The following is a 20,927-nucleotide window of genomic DNA, read 5'->3' on the forward strand; positions in this document are numbered from 1 at the left end:
CACCACGCATTTCAAACCAACATTGCTGGAATAGAGATGAATCAGGATGAACTCCGTAAGCTTGAGAGCACGAGGCGAAGGGTTCTCTGGGAGCTTGCCAGCCTTTCCCCAGGTGATCCAAAGGCATCCAGGCTACTTATCATCTTGGATGACCTCGATCACCAAGAGCGTCACAGCGCGTCCTCGACCGACAAGCCGCTTGAACTCAATGTGGTTCGTGATGCTGTCCCGATAAAACGCCATCACTCTGGTATCGACATAGTCGTGGAGCTAGATATCCCCCAGCCTTGGAGAGAGCGCTTCTTGCAAGCCTCCATCGGATCTACGCGACTACCTGAAGGGCTATATGGTCGTGACTGGCGAAAATTTCTGGATGAATGGGAAGGTGAAATGGAGCATTTTCTGAAGCATAAAGCAGCACGAGCGGCAAGCCAGAGAGACGAGTAAAATTAAGTCAGAAAAGCTCTGGCGCTGCAGACCCCATTATTGCCGCTGTGAAAAGGGTAAGGGTTGAACCAAACCTTGGCTTGGGGTTTTTGTACCACTTGGACTACCGACATGTTGCTGTTGCCTGCTACCGAATAGGGAATGTATGCAGAATCTAAAAACACTTTTGAACACTCTCGAGCCCATGAGACCGTACCGCCCTCGCAAAGCGTTGACCAAGCTCGAACTCCTCTTAGATCGAATTTCCAAGTATGGAATCATTGCCGCCTCCGCCCCCTTTCTCGTACTCATTCTGCTCGCAGTCTGGCACAAGCTCATTTTCCAGCTCTCGACCGGATGGGTCACAGTAGCCGTCTGGAGCGCATTGCTTTCTCAGCTGATCGCGACGCTGTCTTTGCTGTGCCCGCCCATTCTCATGGCATGCAGTGTTTGGATGTGGAAGGAACGGTCACGCCTCCTGAGAGACGGCGAAATCGATCATGACCATAGTTTTGCGGCGCAGCTTAATCAGTACCCAATAGAAGACCTTAAAAGCGCTAAACACTTCCTAGAGCTTAAGATCAAAAGGCTGGAGCGGCGCCTAGGCTACTTCATCGAAGCTGACGGCAAAAAATTTGCTGCGTTCTCTCTGTTAATCCTGAATTTCGCGCTAGGCAATATGCTTACAAACGGTAACTGGTCGTCACTCTTTTCGACAAACCTAGATAGTCCCGCGTCCACAAAAATCGTGACGTTGTTTATGGCCTTCCTCTTTGCGATTTCCATTAGCGCGATGTGCGCACGCTTTATCACCAACCGTGATGCTTACCGCATTGAGCTTATTGAGCTTTCGCTGGCGTCCCGAGATCGCTAGTCATCTAAGGCGGAAGCCACCAAAAAACGGTAGTTAGAGCCAACAAACTATGCGTCGGCAGACTAAGAAAGAATGCACGAGCAAGGTTTATGGAGGGGTTATCACTAACGCAAATCACAAAAGCAATTGAAGCACCGGAGTTCGTCGCGTTTTGCCCGGTGCGCTCGTCCCCAACTCTTCAGGATGCAGGCCAGGCTTGAGAGAATCTATCCGGAGTAATTCATTAGGCAAGCGGAGCGCGCAGGCGTGCGGGGATGGAAGCCCAAAGGGCCGAGACGCAGGCTTTGCCAAGGCTCGGTTCACGACAGCCTCTACCCGCAGGGGCACGCCCTGACTAATAACACAGGGGCATCAGAGCTCTGCATCCCAAGCATCCATGGCGTCACCCACGGTCGCAAACCACCGGAGCTCGGCGTTCTTAATGGCATTGGCAACCTGCATGCCTGTATTGGCCTCCATCCACGACGGGAGGCACTGCCAGCTGCCCGAAAAAAGCAAGGCTGTCGCAACTGCGAATCTTCCCGTACTCGTTGACTGGAAACAGACGTAGCGCACGGCAGCGCCACTTGGCGGCCTACGCCAAGCCACCACCTCAATGCAGTCCTGTAGCTCCACAGCAGCCTCTACGGCGTCATTCGTTTCCTGAGCCACCTTGAAGTCTGCCGATACATTTAACGTTTTGCTAGGTGCGCCAGGTTTATGATCGAGATGCTTGAGTTGCTCACGTGAGGCAATGATGTGCTCGCGGAGCTCTTCGGGGTCGATAGACATGCCACCCCGGTCAGTCACCGAAAGGGTCTTCAAGCTGTTTGCTGCCCGGATGAATTCGCGTTCACGCGCTTTCTCACGCTCGGGGCGGCGGTCGGGGAACAGCCAAGCTAAAAATCGCTGGAAGTTGATCATTGGTACTCCGGGGTGGCGCCTCGGATTAAGCTGCGGCGCGTGAACTTAGCTTGGGCGGAGCAGCTGCAGGTTCGAAGACCAAGACCGGTCGATGGAGGGTTTAGTTTACTAAAGCTGCCGCGTTACCAGATGGATATGCTCATAAAATAGCGTCTAGAAGTCCTTTTTCCAAACATTCAAATCTTCATGGCGTGCACCTGCAAAACTTTTTAGATCTTCCTGTAATCTTTTCTTCAGTACCGCTACCTGCGCCTTATAATCCGACACACTCAGCGAAGCACCAAGTTCATTGTGGAGACGCTCACGTTCAGCCTCATAAACTTTCATTATTTTGAGTGCACGCAAGGAGGAAGCTTCGGGATCATACACACCCAACTTTTCGAAAGCGATATGGACGTAATGCAAAAAACTGGAAATACTTTTCTGCCCCGTCCACATCGTCATCTTATATTGAAGATTCTTGTCAGACATCAACATAAAAGCAAATTGATCCTGGCTCTTTATTTTGTACCTTGAAATGAACTCAACAAACAAACTGGTGCAAAACGCATGGCGAAACATATGCGCACACGTCTGTTCAGATATACCCGCCGCGCAGCGAAGATTATAGATTTCTGTAGATATCGAGTCCTCACTTAAAGGCATACCACTACGAGACGATATGAAGATATAACCGTGATCATTAGACTTCTTAATCGTCCGATCAACCACCTTGGAGCGGTGCACCAGATAATCCGTTAGCTGACCGACCAACTGGTGGGTAACTGGCACTAACCTAACCTCATCTATATCAGTTTTGAGTGTTTTTAACCGCAACATCGGTTCTTTCATAGAACTTGCTTCGAGTACGTCTTCCACAGTTAAGAGGTTGGCTTCCATACGTCTTGGCCCGAGCTCGCTAAAAACGGAAAGCAGAGCATGTTTCCTTAATTTTAGAAAGCGACTTGACCCGATCATGTCTACAGCTGACCTCAGCCGGGATACATTTTCCTCAGAAACAGGATCCCGACGACGCTCTTCTCCTGCATGGCCGGGTGCCGCGAGCGAATGATGAGTCCAGTATGAGGTTAGATATTCTTTACCATCACGGCCAATTCTGCGAACGACCTTTTCTTTAATATTTATAATTCCTCCATCCCGGATGAAATCTGTGTTCTCGTAGAGCCGCCCCACAAACATCAAAAAGTCTATGCATTCTCGACCTATCGCACCAACCGATAAGGGTAACCGTTTAGATCCGTCACTAAGATCTGGCTGCCTTAACGAATTTACAAAGTTAGTGAAGTCATGATCAGTCAAATCGATAAAATCTTTACCAAGAAAATAAACGTATCTGACGATAATAGTAATTTTGCTCGCATATGTGCCAATAGTCCCTGCCCTCCGCCCCAACCGGGACAACGGCCTATTGAATCTAGAACGTCGGTTCAACAGCGACAACATATAGAAGTTTGCTACCAAACATGGCGCACCATTTGGCCACTGGATAAATGGTAGATTACTGGCATCTCGGTTAGTAGGCGTATCCTTCAATGAAAAATGGCTGAATACCTCCAGACGACGAAGCACCGTCCACAATTTCCCATCAAGCCTAGGGATCATGACTTAGGTAGACGGATAGGAGTAACAACGGAACTAGACAACAGAACGTCAAATGGAGATTCGTTGATGGATAAAATTGCCAAAATATCCTTTATGGCATCCGCAGCTCTTTTTTTACGTAACTCCCGATCCTCGCAGTCTCTAATTGTCTTTATAGCATCCATACAACGATTGAGGCCTTGTAGGATTCGAAAATTTGAGCGGCGATGGCTGTTCACAAGTTCTTCCAACGAATCCACTGCAGCAAGCAACCCTACCTTGGTGCGTTTAGACGGTTGAGCTTCATGTTTATCTTGTCGAGTAATGGCTTTGAGCGCTTCAACCCTACGCTTATCTAATGTTTTGTAGCCGCCTTGATCAATCAAAACGTCAGCTTGTCTTTTTACAGTATTGAGGCTCAATGGTAAAATTCGTTTCTCTTCACCATCGAGCAAGTAACAATAAGATAAAGATGCCAAAGCTCCCTGGCTGACAAGAGCTGATGCGAGCGCTGCATCTAGTCGATAAACTTCCGGACTTTTGCAAATTAAGCGGAGCAAGCTATTTAGCGCTAAAATCGACTCGCGTATCCTTTCTCGCTTTAGAGCAACCACGGCTTATCTCCAGTCACATGCACTAACAATTTGCACACTTCACCCGTTGCAGTACGGAGAAATTGCGGTACAACGGTGATCTGTTTTTCTTCCATCAACCAAACTATACGATTTTCTAGATCTTCAGAATCGATAACCGACAAGTATGTAGTACCAAAATATTCACTAAGCATAGACCGCAGGTCTTCATAATCACTGTCGTCCTTAGCGCGGATCTCTCTGGCTATATGTTGAGCCTCGGCTCCTCGCAGGCTCGCTCCATCAGTCACATCGGTAAGGTAATTCCACAAGTGCGCCAGATTAGTATGCCCCATCATCCACCGTAGAGTATCGAGCCCACCTACACCATAGGCGTGAAAAAACAGTAACGCAAACATGCGCCTTAGCTGATGCTGCCGTATATAATAGCGTTGACCAACCTGATTCCTGTCGCTTTCAAAATAATCACAGAACATGTCAAATGCGACATTCATGTTGTTTGTGTTACCTTCCAAAAGTCCGCTTCTACCACGCAGTGGAGGCACCGAAAACGCTGTCATTAGCTCGGGAATGTAGCCGCACTCTTTAAGACGACGCTGCATCGTGAGCAAGTTATCAAGCATTGCTACTGCTATTGGATCTATCGGGCGAGCAATTGTATCCCGCCTACCATCAAGTCCAACGGTGCTTTTGGCTCTATCAAATATGAGCCAGCTTCGGGTGACATCCAAACACTGGTCGATGGGCATTTTCGATAACTCATCCTGCCGTCGAGCAGCCAACAACCCGACGCTGAATTGCGCCGCACCCACGTAGACAATCAGAAGCTCGATTAGACCGTGGTTAGATCTAAGACTTACATAATGATCTTCGGGAGTTGACTTGTAGAGTGGCGTATTACCTTTATGATATGCGTACGTACTCAAACCTAAAGTTCTTACGCCGAACACCCTTAACTTCTCTCCAACAAGATCCTGAACAACTTTGTCTGACAACTTATTAAAAAGAATATTATTTTTTGCGGCATGCTCGGCCAACCGGCAAAACGCTTGAATGATTTCGTCGCCCCAGCCAAGATGAAACTCGATGGAATTTCTAAGTAATTTAAATGCCAAGTCCGCAGGCAACGTCCTATATCGACCAAGTTTGTTCGCTTTAGGAAGAAATGAATCGAACTCTTGAACATCTATGCTGGAGGGGCCAGGAAAACCTACCAACGGCAGACCACTAAGCGAGTTCAGAAAGGACTTATACATCGCCAATGCAGTAGGCCCTATGGAGGCTCCGTTTCCGGTAACTACCGGAACACCGTCGAACTCTCGAGTATATTTAACACATTCGCTCATGCAGTTAAAAAATGGCAAGGTTGGCTTCGGAGTAGAACATCCGCTAAGGGTATTTACATATAATAACTTACTCAGCTTAGCCGAATTTAAACTAAACCCAGATCGTTTATAGCCTTGATAATAACCTAATGAATAGAACGCCGCTCGTATCTCGGATAATTGTTGTTGAGAAGGTAGGACAACACCAGCTCTCACGTCCAAGTCCAATTTATCCGCCAAAAACGGGTTGGCTTCCAGTACCGCAGCTATTTTGGCCGGACTGATTTCACCTACTATCTTGAGGCCAAACTCCAGCACACTCTTTTGCCACTGATATATAGATTCTGCCCGGCTTGGATGAGAGGCCAGCTGCTCCAATAGCCCTTTAAGATTCGAAGCAGTAAGTCCAGCAAGTCCGACCCTCGATAATTGAAGGTGAGGCGCGTGAATCAGCATTAGGTCAATAGCGCTCAACGCTGCACGACACTTCCTTTTCAAAGTATCATATGAAGGCGAAGCATCGTACCACCCATATCCACCCTTCATAAAAAGCATAAATGCAGCTTTGAAACTTGTGCAAAGCTGAATGTTCCCGCTATCAGTCAGAAATGAGCCATCATCAATTTTGACCCGCCAGTCGACACTTAATGATCCAAAAAGCAACCAACAGTCACTACTGAAATCACTCCCGAGCCATGGAGCTTCTTGCCATTCAAAGTCAAAGTCAACAGGGATAAAATCTTCTTCCGCTTCTTTAATTTTCATAAATAACTGATTCCATAGCCCCGCTATCGACGTTCGCTTCTGCATATAGAACGTAAGATTTCAAGAGTTCGTCATAGCCAGACATGATTTCCTTAATCGTTAACTCACCCAGGCGAGACCAGTAATGTGCCTTTGGCGATACTTCTTGTGGACGTTCGGCGGTGCGTATGCAAACACTCAGGGACACCAGGGCGGTTAGTGCCTGAGGACTAACTGCAATATAAATTTTTCCAATGTCCCCTTTTTTAGAAAACACTCCCTCTGGATCTTTGAGATACCCTGTAATATCCCCATATGCGTTATTTCGGATAAACTCTTCGAGCTCTTCCATATTTTGGAATGACGTAGCTTGGAATAACATAGCGCTGTCTTTCAAGGCGTGGACTACTAACCAGCGCTGAAATACGCGAACATGACGACTTTTAAAATAATCTAGAACTTCGTCAGGAAGATAGCTAGAGGCTAAGTCAGGGTCATACGATTCGTGACCTAAGCTATCTGCTAGTTTTGCGGGGCTAGGATTTTTTATAAATTCAACTACGGCGCTTGTTGCTCGGACACTGTTCAATGTCACTTCGAAAAGAAAGCTATCTAGATCCTGATCTCTGAGATCGGTTTGCTGGTGAAACTGAAAGTGAATATTCGCCCTGTAGTAAGGGTGTTTCTCAAAGCTGGATTTAGTCCATAACGGTATACAGGCTATTTTGGGATAAGCAGCTGCAAGCCCACTTGACAAGAACAACTTTCTGTAATTTTTATCACCCTGCAAGCGCAAGAACTCACGTAAGGGAGAAGTAAGTTCCAGAACTTGATCGATCACGTGCGACGACTCTTGATCTAGCATAACTCTCTGCTCAGCAAGCACTTGACCTCGTCGGCGCTTGTACCCTACCAGGTACCGAACCTCTCCATCAGTTACAACTCCCTTTAAATCTCCACGCTCATCATACAAATCCAACTCAGATATAAATCTGGATGTAATTACTGGGTGCTTTGCGACCAATAAGACTTGATGCGCGAACAGTACCCCCGCGCTGGGTATGCATAACTTTTTGCCTAGACTAGAAACTGAATATTTGTATAAGTCGCGCTGATTAGCCACCGTTACAAATCGTTGAATGGGCGCGTTATACCCAAGGTTTTTATAAGTAGCGCAAATATTTTTTAGACTTAGATGCTTGCCAATTTTACGCTCGGAGCAATCAATCGTTTGGCCATCCATAGCTAACTGATTACGTACATTAATCGCAACTTCCATTTCCGCAATGCGCGCACGCGCCCAGCCAGTCACCACACTAAAGTCCGACTCTACTTGTGAAAGCAGGCGCTCGATTGCATCATTATCCTTAAGATGCAAAGGGACTGGTGTTATCAACTTATGACGCACTAATGACCCATCTTTCGTTTGCTTAATATTTGCCTCGCGACCACTTGTTTTGGTTGCTTTTACGCGAGGCAATCGCCCTCCTGGGGGTATGGCCCAGATTCGTCCATGTATGAAGGTCTCCTCCATAAACAGCACGCCTTTATTCCATTCCCTGCGTCGGGCCGGCTTATTTAACTTCCGAGCAGTAGCTTGATCGAAATAATATTTACGATAGCTTTTAAATAAAACATATAACTGAATCGGATCACGAAAAGAATCAACAGGGAAAAGCTCCGCATTTGACGAGACAAAAACAGCAAATTCATTTATAAAATTTTTTCCATTTTTTGCGTACTTGAGCATATGAATGCTGCACTGCTCATGAAATTGTCGCACGAACTTGTGGCCATGCGAATTCCATAAGTTAGATAGCCGAAGGCCACTTACCTCTCCTGAGCGATGAACAACCGGCCAAGCACTCCAGTATTCCACAGCAAGCAGATCCAGACAGGCCGAGTGACTTGACCAAACAGACCTGCAATAAGGATTGACAGTGTTAGGCCCAACAGGGGCTTCCCAATCTGTACTCATACCCGCATTGCGACAGGCAGCTATTATTTTTCTGAGGTGTGCGAATCTTGTCCCAGCGGCAATGCCAACGATACCATCCGACTCCATGCTCCCACAGAACCCAGCAATGAGTTCTGCGGCACAACTGGTATCCATTGCAGAGGAGCTCAGCCTTTGCCCTGTAATATCGCAGTAGCACTCGAGAAGTTTCAATGATGTCAAGAAATTTTGATCATTAGGATACGTCGCACATAGAGCGGTTATTGTTTCTTGGCTCAAATTCCTAAATTCGTAAGCTTGCAACCACCTGCTATTTACTATTACAGACATTACGCACCCCTGTTGCTTTTCATCTATGAAAACAGGGTGCGACCGTTATGACAAGTGAGCGTTATTTTAAACTCTACCCATCTTCCGAAATACTCCCCTTGAACATTACCTATTGGTACTTAGCGGCGCTTGAGCTGTTAGTAACTTTGAGAACGAAGGTATGTATTTACGTTATGAGTGAAAATTTACGAAAGCCTACGAAATCCTTCAATCCACTTAGAACAACCTAGTTAGACATAGGGCAGAAATTGATTCTCCGCTGATACCAACGCGACTAATTATTACCTTCTGGTATTTATTGCATTACTTACCAGATGGTAAATTTTCGAATAGAAACACTTTGTGTATTTCTCACTAGGCACTCACAGCGGTGTTGACTTCAACACGCTGTATTGGCGGCGCCTCGCCGTATGTACCCATGCGGTAGATTTGGCTGTGTTCTCGGATGGAAAATGCCAGTTGTCATTTTTAGCATTGAGTCGAAAGCAATAAAAAACTATATAAAACAAAAGCTTATGTTTTTTTGACAACAGATGCTGATTAGGAGAAACCAGGAATTGCTCGACGACATGCTCAACGCGCTGCTGTTTGCGCTGATTGGTATGGAATTGCTGCTGTTGCCGTTCAACTGGCTGCACGTGTTCGCGGCCAGTTTGCTGGCGGTGGCCATCCTGCTCTCGCGTCTGCTCACCGTGGCGCCGGCGATTCTGCTGCTGCGACGCTGGCGCACTGTGCCACGCGGCACCATTCGCATCCTCACCTGGGGCGGACTGCGCGGCGGCGTTTCAGTGGCCTTGGCCCTGGCCTTGCCGCTGGGCCCGGAACGCGACCTGTTGTTGAGCATCACCTATATCGTGGTGCTGTCGTCGATCCTGCTGCAGGGGCTGAGCATCGGCAAACTGGTCAAGCGCGTGACCCGGGGTGAACCCGAGGCCACGCCCGACGCTCACTGATCCTTCTTCTTCACCTGCTGCGGATGCCTGGGGTCCGCAGCCTGTTTGCCGGGCAGGCTGCCTTCGCTGCGGATCTGCGCATGGCTGATCAAGGCAAAGATAAAGCTGCCGCCGATGATATTGCCGGCCAGGGTCGGGCCGGCGAACACCAGCCAGAAGTCATGCCACGACAGCTCACCGGCAAACACCAGGTAGGACACCTCCGCCGAGCCGACGACGATGTGGGTGAAGTCGCCCAGCGCCATCAGGTAGGTGATGAGGATGATGATCCACATCTTGGCGCTTTCCATCGACGGAATCATCCACACCATGGTGGCGATCATCCAGCCCGAGATGATGCCCTTGGCAAACATCTGACCCGCGTCGTTTTCCATGATTTTGCGGCCGATCTCGAGGAAGGCCATGTCGGTCTTGGCGTCAAAGATTGGCAGGTGCAGCATCACATACGCCACCAGCAAGGTGCCGCACAGGTTGCCCACCAGCACCACCGACCACAGGCGCAACAGCCGGCCGACATTGGCCAGCGTCGGCTTGCTCATCACCGGCAGCACGGCGGTCAGGGTGTTTTCGGTAAACAGTTGCTGGCGCGCGAGGATCACCGCCAGGAAGCCTGCGCAATAACCGAAGCTGGCGATGACCTTGAAAGCTTCACCGTCCGGCAGGCGTGAGTTGAGCAACCCCATGGCCATCAGCGACAGGCCCATGGTCAAGCCGGCGGCCAGTGCTGACCACCACAGTGCGGCGACATTGCGCTCCAGTTCCTGATCGCCCTGGGTGCGGATGATTTCGTGCAGCACCGCCGCGCGAGGCGGCTGGTTCTCGTCTACGTCCTGCTGCTCTTCCTGCGACAGGTTGGGAGTCTTGCCGTCTGCTTGCGTGGCCATGGTGATACCTGAACGGGGGGCGATGTTCAGGTACGACCTATGGCCATTCAATAGCGTTCACTGGCCCCGGCAGTATTATTCGCTGAGGCCGTCTCCCTGGAACTGGTCCTTCACGTACTTGATCTCGGTACGCCCGTGCGGCGCGGGCAAACCGTCCTCGCCGAGGTTCACGAAGACCATTTTCTCGACGGTCAGGATGCTCTTGCGGGTGATCTTGTTGCGCACTTCACAGGTGAGCGTGATGGAGGTTCGGCCGAACTCGGTGGCCGTAATGCCCAGCTCGATGATGTCGCCTTGGCGCGAGGCGCTGACGAAGTTGATTTCGGAGATATATTTGGTGACGACGCGCTGGTTGCCCAGCTGGACAATCGCATAGATCGCCGCTTCTTCGTCGATCCAGCGCAGCAGGCTGCCGCCGAACAGGGTGCCGTTGGGGTTGAGGTCTTCGGGTTTAACCCATTTGCGGGTGTGGAAGTTCATGGGGGACGGGCTCCGAGGGGTTTGAACGATAGAGTTCACCCCCCAGCTTCAAGTTTCAAGCGACACGCTGCAAGTAAAAGCCGATTCGTTTTTACTTGCAGCGTGTCGCTTGTTACTTGCCACTGGCCGGATAAAGAAAGCTATAATCGCCCCCGATTCAGAACGGCCATCACCGTTCTCCCGCCACCTGTCCGAGGGGCGCTGCAGCAGGTTCACCCTGTCAGGCTCGGATGGGGCGTTGCCCGGCCTGGTTTCACGGCTGGATACCAAACGCACAACGGCGCCCATTCGCACACTACGAATGGAGGCTCTCTATGAGCGCTGTCATCACGCCTGCAGAATTCAATGACTACAAAGTCGCCGACATGTCCCTCGCCGCCTGGGGCCGTCGCGAAACCTTTATCGCCGAATCCGAAATGCCTGCCCTGATGGGTCTGCGTCGCAAGTACGCCGCTGAGCAGCCGCTCAAGGGCGCGAAGATTCTCGGCTGCATCCACATGACCATCCAGACTGCCGTGCTGATCGAAACCCTGGTTGCCCTCGGTGCCGAAGTGCGTTGGTCGTCGTGCAACATTTTCTCGACTCAGGACCAGGCCGCTGCTGCCATCGCCGCTGCCGGTATCGCGGTATTCGCCTGGAAAGGCGAGACCGAAGAAGAGTACGAGTGGTGCCTGGAGCAAACCATCCTCAAGGATGGCGCGCCATGGGATGCCAACATGATCCTCGACGACGGCGGCGACCTGACCGAGCTGCTGCACAAGAAGTACCCGGCCATCCTCGACCGCGTCCACGGCGTGACCGAAGAAACCACCACCGGCGTGCACCGCCTGTTGGACATGCTGGCCAAGGGCGAACTGAAAATCCCGGCCATCAACGTCAACGACTCGGTGACCAAGAGCAAGAACGACAACAAGTACGGTTGCCGTCACAGCCTCAACGATGCCATCAAGCGCGGCACCGACCACCTGCTGTCGGGCAAGCAAGCGCTGGTGATCGGTTATGGTGACGTGGGCAAGGGTTCGTCCCAGTCCCTGCGCCAGGAAGGCATGATCGTCAAGGTTTCCGAAGTTGACCCGATCTGCGCCATGCAGGCCTGCATGGACGGTTTCGAAGTGGTTTCGCCGTTCATCGATGGCGTCAATGACGGCACCGAGGCAAGCATCGACAAGGCCCTGCTGGGCAAGATCGACCTGATCGTCACCACCACCGGTAACGTGAATGTCTGTGATGCGAACATGCTCAAGGCCCTGAAAAAGCGCGCCGTGGTGTGCAACATCGGCCACTTCGACAACGAGATCGACACCGCTTTCATGCGCAAAAACTGGGCATGGGAAGAAGTGAAGCCGCAGGTGCACAAGGTTCACCGCACCGGCGCCGGCCAGTTCGATCCACAGAACGACGATTACCTGATCCTGCTGGCCGAAGGCCGCCTGGTTAACCTGGGCAACGCCACCGGTCACCCAAGCCGCATCATGGACGGCTCGTTCGCCAACCAGGTACTGGCGCAGATCTTCCTGTTCGAACAGAAGTACGCCGACCTGTCGCCCGCCCAGAAAGCCGAGCGCCTGACCGTGGAAGTACTGCCCAAGAAACTCGACGAAGAAGTGGCCCTGGAAATGGTCCGCGGCTTCGGCGGCGTGGTGACCCAACTGACCAAGACCCAGGCCGACTACATCGGCGTGACGGTCGAAGGCCCGTTCAAGCCGCACGCTTACCGCTACTGATCGGCCTTGCTGGCGCCGGCTCTTCTGTGGGAGCCGGGCTTGCCCTCGATGCAGACGCCTCGGTGTTCCAGTAACACCGAGCTGATGCTATCGCAGGCAAGCCAGCTCCCACAGAAAGCCAGGCACCCGCATCGATTGCGTATGCCTTCCAGGCTTTCGAGTTTCCAAGGGTATTACCATGTCCCAAGACCGTCGCTACAGCTTCGAGTTCTTCCCGACCAAAACCGATGCTGGGCATGAAAAACTGATGGCAACTGCCAAGCAGTTAGCCAGCTTCAACCCCGACTTCTTCTCCTGCACCTACGGCGCCGGCGGTTCGACCCGTGATCGCACGATCAACACCGTGTTGCAGCTGGAAAATGAAATCAAGGTTCCCGCCGCGCCGCACTTGTCGTGCGTGGGCGACAGCAAGGCCGATCTGCGCGGCCTGCTGACCCAATACAAAGCCGCCGGCATCAAGCGCATCGTCGCCTTGCGTGGCGACCTGCCATCCGGCATGGGCATGGCCAGCGGCGAGCTGCGCTACGCCAATGAACTGGTGAGCTTCATCCGCGAGGAAAGCGGCGATCACTTCCACATCGAAGTAGCGGCTTACCCGGAGATGCATCCGCAGGCGCGCAATTTCGAACACGATCTGCAGAATTTCGTGCGCAAGGCCAACGCCGGCGCCGACAGCGCGATCACCCAATACTTTTTCAACGCCGACAGTTACTTCTATTTTGTCGAGCGCGTTCAGGCCATGGGCGTGAACATCCCGATCGTGCCGGGCATCATGCCGATCACCAACTACAGCAAGCTGGCGCGCTTTTCCGACGCCTGCGGGGCCGAGATCCCACGCTGGGTGCGCAAGCAACTGGAAGCCTATGGAGACGACGTCAAGAGCATCCAGGCGTTCGGCGAGCAGGTCATCACCGAGATGTGTGAACAATTGTTGCAAGGTGGCGCGCCAGGGTTGCACTTCTATACCCTGAACCAGACCGAGCCCAGCCTGGCCATCTGGAACAACCTCAAGCTGCCACGCTGAAGTTTGCCCGACCGTGCCAAGGCCCTCGTCTTTACGAGGGCCTTTGACGTTTTACCTGCCCACGGAACCCAGCCGTCCATGAATACAGCGTCCCCGACTTCCCGCCCGCAACTGGTGTACCTGGTCTTCGGCTGCGAGACCTACCACCAGGAAGCCGTCTTCAGCATCGCCAGCGCGCTGGCTTTTCTGCAGGCCACTCCGGACGCCGTGGATATTCAGGTATTCAGCGATAACCCCGAGCCGTATCGCCTGCTGCCGGTGCGTGTGCGCCCGCTGGACGAAGCCACGCGCAAACGCTGGAGCGAGCCCCACGGCTACCACTTTCGCACCAAACACGTGGTGTTGCGCCAGGTGCTCGAAGAGTCGCCGATGGCGATGCTGATCGACACTGATACCTTCTTCCACCATTCGCCCCTGGCCCTGTTCGAACGCGTGCAGCCCGGCACCCTGCTGTGCAACGCCTTCTACACCCGATACGGCGACAACCACGAAAGCATTCTCTACAGCGCGCTGCACCAGCGCCTGCTGGACATGGGCGTGGCGGACGATGACATGATGACCCTCAACTCCGGGGTCATGGGCCTGACCCGGCAGGATGCGGCGGTGCTGGATCGCTCGATTGAACTGATGGACGAGCTGTTCCCCCACGCCCAGGGCGCCTACACCCTGGAAGAGTTCTGCCTGTCGATTGCCGCCTACCGCACCGTCAACGTGCGCGAATGCCCGGACCTGATCCACCATTACTGGAGCCGCAAGCAGCTGTTCCGGGCCAAGGTCAAGGCGTGGATCGCCAAGCACGCCGCAGCGCCCACCAGCGCGCAGGCGTTGGCCGACACGCGCCAGGTGTCCGCGCACCTGCCACGCCCGCCACGCGTGCAACGCCTGATGTATAAATTGATCACGCTGATGCTGCCCAAGCATCAGCAACAGTTCATCCGCGAAATTCTCTACGGCTGCTACGAACACGAAAACGAATTCGATCAGGCATGTGGCCCGGTTTGGTGGGACAAGGCACGACAGAATCAGGAAGAGCGCCAGAAACGCCCCCTCGATGCCCACGAGCTTGAACACTGGTTCGCCAACCCCGTGGTGCGCCTGATTCTGGGCCAGCGGCGCATGGCAATCTACCAGCACCTGATGACCACGCCGGGTCAATAGCCCTCGCCGCAAAAGCCCGTGCCAGCGCTTCTCTTTAGTGCTGGAGCGTCGTAATCTCAGGGCATGCCTGCCCTTTTCAAGCTGTTGAGCGCTGCCCTTTTCACTTGCCTGAGCCTGGCCGCTCACGGCGAGACATTGCGCATTGTCACCGAGCCCTGGGCGCCCTATGTGTACGACGACAAGGGCACCATGCGCGGGCTCGACTATGAAACCACGGTCATTGTGTTCGAGCGCCTGGGCGTAGAGGTGCAATGGCAGTTCCTGCCCTGGAAGCGCTGCCTGGCGATGCTCGAGCAGGGCCACGCCGATGGTGTGCTGGATATCTTCCGAAACCATGAGCGCGACGCCCAGCTGCTGTACCCCAGCGAACCGCTGTCGACCGTGGAATTCGTGTTGTTCTATGCCAACGACCGCCCGCACCCGGCCAGTTCCCTGGACGATCTTGCCGGGCTGACGGTGGGTACGTCGCCGGGTTACCTGTATGCCGACGGCTTCAATGACGCCCCGCAGTTCAAGCGCGAGCCCGCCGCGAGCCATGAAGCCAACTTCGGCAAGCTGCTGCTCGGACGCATCGACCTGGCCATTACCGACCGCCGTGTAGGGCAACACCTGATCAAGCGCCTTGCGCTGCAGGACAAGGTCAGCCAGGCATCCCTGGTGATCAACCGCCAGCCGCAGTTTCTCGCCGTGCGCCGTGGCGCAGGCATGGACCTGCTGGTACAGCGCTTTGCCGCCGAGCTCAAACGCTTCAAGCAGGAGCCTGCCTACGCCGCCCTGAGCGCCAAATATGCCGGGAGCCAGGCCATTTCTGCAGCACAAGGCACCGTTGAGCAGCAGGAAAGCGGCGTAAAGTGATTGCTCTGTTATACTCCGGCCTTCCCGCCAGGCTTACGCCCGGCCGCTGAGGTCTTGAAAAAGGCACCCAACCCCGCTACAGCGCAGCTTTGCAGCCCGCGCGAGCCGGTGGAGTGCCCGCCAGACGCAGCAGGACCGGACGGGATTACGCTCCCCTAAGCGCCATTCACGCCCGGCAAGATTATCCCTTTGGGCCAAGCCCTAACTAAAACAGGATTACTCATGTCCTTTGCTTCCCTCGGTCTCTCCGAGGCTTTAGTCCGCGCCATCGAGGCAGCGGGCTATACCGAGCCTACTCCGGTGCAACAGCGGGCTATTCCCGCCGTGTTGCAAGGTCGCGACCTGATGGTTGCGGCGCAGACAGGTACTGGTAAAACCGGCGGTTTCGCCCTCCCGATTCTGGAGCGGTTGTTCCCCAACGGTCACCCGGACAAATCCCAGCGTCACGGCCCGCGCCAACCGCGCGTACTGGTCCTGACCCCCACCCGCGAACTCGCAGCCCAAGTGCACGACAGCTTCAAGCTGTATGCCCGCGACCTGAAGTTCGTCAGCGCCTGCATCTTCGGCGGCGTCGGCATGAACCCGCAGGTTCAGGCCATGTCCCGTGGCGTTGACGTGCTGGTCGCCTGCCCGGGTCGCTTGCTCGACCTGTGCGGCCAAGGCAGCGTCGATCTGTCCCACGTGGAAATCCTCGTGCTGGACGAAGCCGACCGCATGCTCGACATGGGCTTTGTCCATGATGTGAAAAAGGTCCTCGCCCGACTGCCGGCCAAACGTCAGAACCTGCTGTTCTCGGCGACGTTCTCCAATGACATCACCGCCCTGGCTGGCAAGCTGCTGCACAACCCGGAACGTATTGAAGTCACGCCGCCCAACACCACGGTCGAGCGTATCGAACAACGCGTCTTCCGCTTGGCCGCCAGCCACAAGCGCTCGCTGCTGGCGCACCTGATCACCCACGGTGCGTGGGAACAGGTGCTGGTATTCACCCGCACCAAGCACGGCGCCAACCGCCTGGCCGAGTACCTGGACAAGCACGGCCTCACCGCCGTCGCCATCCACGGCAACAAGAGCCAGAACGCGCGCACCAAAGCCCTGGCCGACTTCAAGGCCGGCACTGTGCGCATCCTGGTGGCCACCGATATCGCCGCGCGCGGCCTGGATATCGACCAGTTACCGCACGTGGTCAACTTCGAGCTGCCAAACGTCGACGAAGACTATGTGCACCGTATCGGCCGTACCGGCCGGGCCGGTCGTTCGGGCGAAGCCATCTCGCTGGTTGCACCGGACGAAGAAAAACTGCTGAAAAGCATCGAGCGCATGACCAAGCAGAAAATCGCTGACGGCGACCTGATGGGCTTCGACTCCAGCGCCGTAGAGGCCGAAAAGCCAGAAGTGCGCGAGCGTCCAGACGTGCGTAACCCGCGCAACCCACGCGGTCCGAAGGGCGATGGCCCCAACGGTGGCGGTGGCGGCGGTGGCCGTCGCGACAAGGGCAAGGACAAGGGCGGCAAGGACAAAGCGCCGGCCAATGCCCGTGGCGAACGCCCGGCCCGCGAGCAGAAGCCCCGTGAAGGCACTCCGGCGCGCGAACAGCGTCAGCCGAGCCAGCCGCCACGCGCCGCGTCGGACCGTGCCCCGGACGAGTTCCTGGACGACGATGTGGACAACTTCGGTAATCGCGTCGACTACGTGCCTCAGGCCAAACCGGCTCAGGGCCGTGGTCGGCGGCCGGGTGCTCCGGCACAAGGCGCTGGCGCATCTGCGCCACGTGGCGGTCAGCCCCAAGGCGCTCGCCAGAACGGCCCACGCAACAGCAGCGGTGGCACCACCGGCACCCCGCCGGCCAAACGCAGCGGCCCGCGCAACGGCCCGCGCAACGGCGCACCGCGTGACGGCCAGGCCCGCCGCGAAGACTCGCGCAGCAACAATCGCCGCCCGGCCCGTGACGAGCCACAACGCTCCTCCGAGCCGGCCGTGCAGAACCCGCGCAGTGGCACGGCGCCAAAGATTATCCACAAGGAGTCGAAAGCCGACCGCTTCCCGACACCCGAGCAGTTGGATCAACTGCCAGGCCGTCCTCGTGGTGAGAAACCAGCGCTGCTGACCCGCAACCGCTGAGTTTCAAAACGCCATAAAAAATGCCCCGGCTCCTTGGAGACGGGGCATTTTTTTGCCTGTGACACAGATCAAAAATGTGGGAGGGGGCTTGCCCCCTCCCACACTGAACGCATTCAGGCGAGAAAATTACTTCTGCTTCACGCCTTCCAGCGAGATGTCCAGGTCGACGGTCTGCGACGTCGGGCCTGGGCCCTTGATGCCGAAGTCGGTCAGGTTAAGCGTGGTCTTGGCATTGAAGCCAGCACGTTCGCCGCCCCATGGATCCTTGCCTTCACCGTTGAAGGTGGCCTTGAATACCACGGGCTTGGTCACGCCGTGGAAGGTCAGGTCGCCGGTCACGTCAGCGGTTTTCTCGCCGGTGGATTTGACGGCGGTCGACACGAACTTGGCATCGGCAAACTTGGCAACGTCCAGGAAGTCTTTGCTGGCGATGTGCTTGTCACGCTCGGCGTGGTTGGACCACAGGCTCGCGGTCTTCACGTCGACTGCGATTTTGCTGGCTTCAGGCTTGGCGGCATCCCAGCTGAACGAGCCATCCCAATCCTTGAAGGTACCGTGAATGTAGCTGTAGCCCAGGTGGCTGATTTTCCAGTCGATGAAGGCGTGCTGGCCTTCCTTGTCGATCTTGTAGTCAGCGGCCATTACCTGACCTGCGGACAGCAGCGCGGTACCGACTGCCAGAGCAGCGAGGGTCTTTTTCAACATGCTTTCTATTCCTTGTGAGTCGAGGTTGAACATCAGGCTTTGCGCCCCAGCATTCGCAGCAGGGTCACATCACGATCGATAAAGTGGTGTTTCAACGCAGCCACGCCATGCAAACCGGCGAAGACCACCAACACCCAGGCCAGGTACAGGTGCACCCAGCCGGCGGTGTCTGCCTGGTCCGGTAGACCGGAAACCAGCGCGGGAATTTCAAACAAGCCAAACACCGGGATCCCGACACCGTCTGCGGTGGAAATCAGGTAACCGGCAATCATCACCGCAAACAGGCCCACGTACAGAAAGACATGGCCGAAGGCGGCACCGATACGGGTCATGCGGCTGTAGCTGGCCAGCGCCGGTGGCGGCGGGCTGAGCAGGCGCCACACCACCCGGACCAGCATGATGGCGAACAGCGTGATACCAATGCTCTTGTGCAGGTCCGGCGCCTCTTTGCGCCACGCGCTGTAATAGTCCAGGCCGACCATCCACAGGCCCAGCGCAAACAGACTGAACACCACCAGGGCCACGCCCCAATGCAGAACCATGCTGACCCAACCGTAACGGGCCGAAGAATTGCGTAACTGCATGTACTTAATCCCGTAAGTGCTGCGCCCAAGACTAGCGATTTACCTATCGAATTAAAGCCGAAAATTTCGCTTTGAAATATCGAAAAATACGATCTGGAGGGTATGAACAGTAAATTAACATCGGATTAAGGACTATTCGGAATAAACGTGACACACCGTCCCGCGTTTACTGCCAATTCATCCGTAATGGGTTGTGACACAGCCGCCCATTGCATAGGCTTGCGCGATTGTTTCACCTGCGCCAGCGCAGGACCGCTTCGAGGAGATCACCGATGGGCCTGAATAACCAGTGGATGCAGCGCGACCTCGCGGTGCTGTGGCATCCCTGCACCCAGATGAAAGACCACCAGCAACTGCCGTTGATCCCGATCAAACGCGGTGAAGGCGTGTGGCTGGAAGACTTCGAAGGCAAGCGCTACCTCGACGCTGTCAGTTCATGGTGGGTCAACGTGTTTGGCCACGCCAATCCGCGTATCAACCAGCGCATCAAGGACCAGGTCGACCAGCTCGAACACGTGATCCTCGCCGGTTTCAGCCACCAGCCGGTGATCGAGCTGTCCGAGCGCCTGGTGGCAATGACGCCCGAAGGCCTGACCCGCTGCTTTTACGCCGACAACGGTTCGTCGTGCATCGAAGTCGCCTTGAAGATGAGCTTTCACTACTGGCTCAACCGCGGCCTGCCGAATAAAAAACGCTTCGTCACCCTCACCAACAGTTACCACGGCGAAACCATCGCAGCGATGTCGGTAGGCGACGTGCCGCTCTTTACCGAAACCTACAAGGCGCTGCTGCTCGACACCCTTAAAGTGCCAAGCCCCGACTGCTACCTGCGCCCCGAGGGCGTGAGCTGGGAAGAACACTCGCGCACGATGTTCCTGGCGATGGAACAGACCCTCGCCGACCACCACGACACCGTCGCCGCCGTCATCGTCGAGCCGCTGATCCAGGGCGCCGGCGGCATGCGCATGTACCATCCAGTGTACCTCAAGTTGCTGCGCGAAGCGTGTGATCGCTACGGCGTGCACCTGATCCACGATGAAATCGCTGTGGGCTTTGGCCGCACCGGCAGCATGTTCGCCTGTGAACAAGCCGGCATCCGCCCGGACGTCCTGTGCTTGTCCAAAGCCCTCACCGGCGGCTACCTGCCGTTGGCGGCCGTGGTCACCACCGACGACGTCTACGACGCCTTCTACGACGACTACCCCACCCTGCGCGCGTTCCTGCATTCGCACAGCTATACCGGCAACCCGCTGGCCTGCGCCGCGGCCCTGGCGACCCTGGATATTTTCGAAGAAGACAACGTCATCGAAAACAACAAGGCCCTGGCCCAGCGCATGGCCACGGCCACCGCGCATCTGGTGGACCATCCCCACGTCTCGGAAGTGCGCCAGACCGGCATGGTGCTGGCCATCGAGATGGTGCAGGACAAAGCCACCAAGACCGCCTACCCGTGGCAGGAACGCCGTGGTCTCAAGGTCTTCGAGCACGCCCTGGAGCGCGGCGCGCTGTTGCGGCCACTGGGCAGCGTGGTGTATTTCCTGCCGCCGTATGTGATTACGCCGGAGCAGATCGACTTCCTCGCAGAAGTAGCCAGCGAAGGCATCGACATCGCGACCAACAGCAACATCAGCGTGGCGGTGCCGACGGACTTCCACCCAGGCTTCCGTGATCCGGGTTGATCGACCCATTCCTTGCAGAGGCGAGCT

Annotated in this window: 17 protein-coding genes, 1 pseudogene and 1 riboswitch; of the genes and pseudogenes, 9 read left to right on the plus strand and 9 right to left on the minus strand. The window is 54.9% G+C overall.

Annotated features, from left to right (window positions below; genetic code table 11):
- The first annotated feature begins 36 nt into the window (after positions 1–36).
- Positions 37–447 carry a hypothetical protein gene (locus H045_RS19005; protein WP_041931535.1) on the plus strand — a complete coding sequence of 137 codons (411 nt, stop codon included), beginning with the start codon at positions 37–39 and terminating at the stop codon, positions 445–447.
- Positions 448–658: 211 nt separating this feature from the next.
- Positions 659–1,300: a hypothetical protein gene (locus H045_RS19010; protein WP_244159681.1), complete on the plus strand. Its 642-nt coding sequence runs from the start codon at positions 659–661 to the stop codon at positions 1,298–1,300.
- Positions 1,301–1,651: 351 nt separating this feature from the next.
- Here the strand turns inward: H045_RS19010 and H045_RS19015 are convergent, their stop codons facing one another.
- The 5 genes from H045_RS19015 to H045_RS25130 all read right to left on the minus strand — a co-directional run bounded on the left by H045_RS19015 (position 1,652) and on the right by H045_RS25130 (position 8,733).
- Positions 1,652–2,203 (minus strand): hypothetical protein, encoded by a 552-nt coding sequence (locus H045_RS19015; protein WP_015373186.1) that lies wholly within the window; start codon positions 2,201–2,203, stop codon positions 1,652–1,654.
- Between the two features lie 153 nt (positions 2,204–2,356).
- Positions 2,357–3,772, minus strand: coding sequence for a tyrosine-type recombinase/integrase (locus H045_RS24715; RefSeq protein WP_157225366.1), 1,416 nt, complete (start codon positions 3,770–3,772; stop codon positions 2,357–2,359).
- 29 nt (positions 3,773–3,801) lie between these two features.
- Positions 3,802–4,398 (minus strand): hypothetical protein, encoded by a 597-nt coding sequence (locus H045_RS25120; RefSeq protein ID WP_157225367.1) that lies wholly within the window; start codon positions 4,396–4,398, stop codon positions 3,802–3,804.
- On the minus strand, positions 4,386–6,467 hold the full coding sequence (locus tag H045_RS25125) for a hypothetical protein (RefSeq protein ID WP_015373188.1): 2,082 nt from the start codon (positions 6,465–6,467) through the stop codon (positions 4,386–4,388). Before H045_RS25125 ends, H045_RS25120 begins: the two co-directional genes overlap by 13 nt.
- Positions 6,457–8,733 (minus strand): hypothetical protein, encoded by a 2,277-nt coding sequence (locus tag H045_RS25130; RefSeq protein ID WP_157225368.1) that lies wholly within the window; start codon positions 8,731–8,733, stop codon positions 6,457–6,459. Before H045_RS25130 ends, H045_RS25125 begins: the two co-directional genes overlap by 11 nt.
- A 554-nt stretch (positions 8,734–9,287) precedes the next feature.
- Here H045_RS25130 and H045_RS19035 point away from each other — a divergent pair.
- Positions 9,288–9,686: pseudogene (locus H045_RS19035) on the plus strand (cation:proton antiporter domain-containing protein); the annotation flags it as partial.
- On the opposite strand, the gene H045_RS19040 reads toward H045_RS19035, so the two are convergent.
- Positions 9,680–10,570, minus strand: a complete 891-nt coding sequence (locus H045_RS19040) for a formate/nitrite transporter family protein (RefSeq protein WP_003234537.1) — start codon at positions 10,568–10,570, stop codon at positions 9,680–9,682. The pseudogene H045_RS19035 and the gene H045_RS19040 sit on opposite strands and share 7 nt — an antisense overlap.
- A 75-nt stretch (positions 10,571–10,645) precedes the next feature.
- Positions 10,646–11,050 carry an acyl-CoA thioesterase gene (locus tag H045_RS19045; protein WP_003234538.1) on the minus strand — a complete coding sequence of 135 codons (405 nt, stop codon included), beginning with the start codon at positions 11,048–11,050 and terminating at the stop codon, positions 10,646–10,648.
- A gap of 187 nt (positions 11,051–11,237) precedes the next feature.
- Positions 11,238–11,343, plus strand: a riboswitch (S-adenosyl-L-homocysteine riboswitch).
- Positions 11,344–11,364: 21 nt separating this feature from the next.
- Between H045_RS19045 and ahcY the strand changes: the two genes are divergently transcribed.
- The 5 genes from ahcY to rhlE2 all read left to right on the plus strand — a co-directional run bounded on the left by ahcY (position 11,365) and on the right by rhlE2 (position 17,932).
- Entirely contained in the window at positions 11,365–12,774 is a 1,410-nt protein-coding gene (gene ahcY / locus H045_RS19050; RefSeq protein WP_015373191.1) for an adenosylhomocysteinase, read from the plus strand.
- Between the two features lie 178 nt (positions 12,775–12,952).
- The gene (metF, locus tag H045_RS19055; protein ID WP_015373192.1) at positions 12,953–13,798 is read left to right on the plus strand and encodes a methylenetetrahydrofolate reductase [NAD(P)H]; all 846 of its coding nucleotides are present in this window, start codon (positions 12,953–12,955) and stop codon (positions 13,796–13,798) included.
- Between the two features lie 78 nt (positions 13,799–13,876).
- Complete coding sequence (locus H045_RS19060; RefSeq protein WP_015373193.1) at positions 13,877–14,956, plus strand: hypothetical protein; 1,080 nt, start codon at positions 13,877–13,879, stop codon at positions 14,954–14,956.
- A 63-nt stretch (positions 14,957–15,019) separates the two neighbouring features.
- The gene (locus tag H045_RS19065; protein WP_003234544.1) at positions 15,020–15,811 is read left to right on the plus strand and encodes a substrate-binding periplasmic protein; all 792 of its coding nucleotides are present in this window, start codon (positions 15,020–15,022) and stop codon (positions 15,809–15,811) included.
- A 222-nt stretch (positions 15,812–16,033) separates the two neighbouring features.
- The gene (rhlE2, locus tag H045_RS19070; protein ID WP_015373194.1) at positions 16,034–17,932 is read left to right on the plus strand and encodes an RNA helicase RhlE2; all 1,899 of its coding nucleotides are present in this window, start codon (positions 16,034–16,036) and stop codon (positions 17,930–17,932) included.
- Between the two features lie 126 nt (positions 17,933–18,058).
- On the opposite strand, the gene H045_RS19075 is transcribed toward rhlE2, so the two are convergent.
- Both H045_RS19075 and H045_RS19080 read right to left on the minus strand, forming a co-directional pair.
- Positions 18,059–18,637, minus strand: coding sequence for a YceI family protein (locus H045_RS19075; RefSeq protein WP_015373195.1), 579 nt, complete (start codon positions 18,635–18,637; stop codon positions 18,059–18,061).
- 32 nt (positions 18,638–18,669) lie between these two features.
- Positions 18,670–19,221 (minus strand): cytochrome b, encoded by a 552-nt coding sequence (locus H045_RS19080; protein WP_003234548.1) that lies wholly within the window; start codon positions 19,219–19,221, stop codon positions 18,670–18,672.
- A gap of 272 nt (positions 19,222–19,493) precedes the next feature.
- Between H045_RS19080 and H045_RS19085 the strand changes: the two genes are divergently transcribed.
- Positions 19,494–20,900 (plus strand): adenosylmethionine--8-amino-7-oxononanoate transaminase, encoded by a 1,407-nt coding sequence (locus tag H045_RS19085; protein ID WP_015373196.1) that lies wholly within the window; start codon positions 19,494–19,496, stop codon positions 20,898–20,900.
- Positions 20,901–20,927: the final 27 nt, after the last annotated feature.

The sequence above is a fragment of the Pseudomonas poae RE*1-1-14 genome, from assembly GCF_000336465.1.
GTDB lineage: Bacteria > Pseudomonadota > Gammaproteobacteria > Pseudomonadales > Pseudomonadaceae > Aquipseudomonas > Aquipseudomonas poae.

What these genes read in the sequence shown, in the direction of transcription:
- H045_RS25130 (WP_157225368.1), bottom strand. Translation starts at nt 8,733, where the DNA reads ATGTCTGTAATAGTAAATAGCAGGTGGTTGCAAGCTTACGAATTTAGG.
- H045_RS19085 (WP_015373196.1), top strand. Translation starts at nt 19,494, where the DNA reads ATGGGCCTGAATAACCAGTGGATGCAGCGCGACCTCGCGGTGCTGTGG.
- ahcY (WP_015373191.1), top strand. Translation starts at nt 11,365, where the DNA reads ATGAGCGCTGTCATCACGCCTGCAGAATTCAATGACTACAAAGTCGCC.
- H045_RS19060 (WP_015373193.1), top strand. Translation starts at nt 13,877, where the DNA reads ATGAATACAGCGTCCCCGACTTCCCGCCCGCAACTGGTGTACCTGGTC.
- H045_RS19075 (WP_015373195.1), bottom strand. Translation starts at nt 18,637, where the DNA reads ATGTTGAAAAAGACCCTCGCTGCTCTGGCAGTCGGTACCGCGCTGCTG.
- H045_RS19040 (WP_003234537.1), bottom strand. Translation starts at nt 10,570, where the DNA reads ATGGCCACGCAAGCAGACGGCAAGACTCCCAACCTGTCGCAGGAAGAG.
- H045_RS25125 (WP_015373188.1), bottom strand. Translation starts at nt 6,467, where the DNA reads ATGAAAATTAAAGAAGCGGAAGAAGATTTTATCCCTGTTGACTTTGAC.
- rhlE2 (WP_015373194.1), top strand. Translation starts at nt 16,034, where the DNA reads ATGTCCTTTGCTTCCCTCGGTCTCTCCGAGGCTTTAGTCCGCGCCATC.
- H045_RS19015 (WP_015373186.1), bottom strand. Translation starts at nt 2,203, where the DNA reads ATGATCAACTTCCAGCGATTTTTAGCTTGGCTGTTCCCCGACCGCCGC.
- H045_RS19045 (WP_003234538.1), bottom strand. Translation starts at nt 11,050, where the DNA reads ATGAACTTCCACACCCGCAAATGGGTTAAACCCGAAGACCTCAACCCC.
- H045_RS19005 (WP_041931535.1), top strand. Translation starts at nt 37, where the DNA reads ATGAATCAGGATGAACTCCGTAAGCTTGAGAGCACGAGGCGAAGGGTT.
- H045_RS19080 (WP_003234548.1), bottom strand. Translation starts at nt 19,221, where the DNA reads ATGCAGTTACGCAATTCTTCGGCCCGTTACGGTTGGGTCAGCATGGTT.
- metF (WP_015373192.1), top strand. Translation starts at nt 12,953, where the DNA reads ATGTCCCAAGACCGTCGCTACAGCTTCGAGTTCTTCCCGACCAAAACC.
- H045_RS19065 (WP_003234544.1), top strand. Translation starts at nt 15,020, where the DNA reads ATGCCTGCCCTTTTCAAGCTGTTGAGCGCTGCCCTTTTCACTTGCCTG.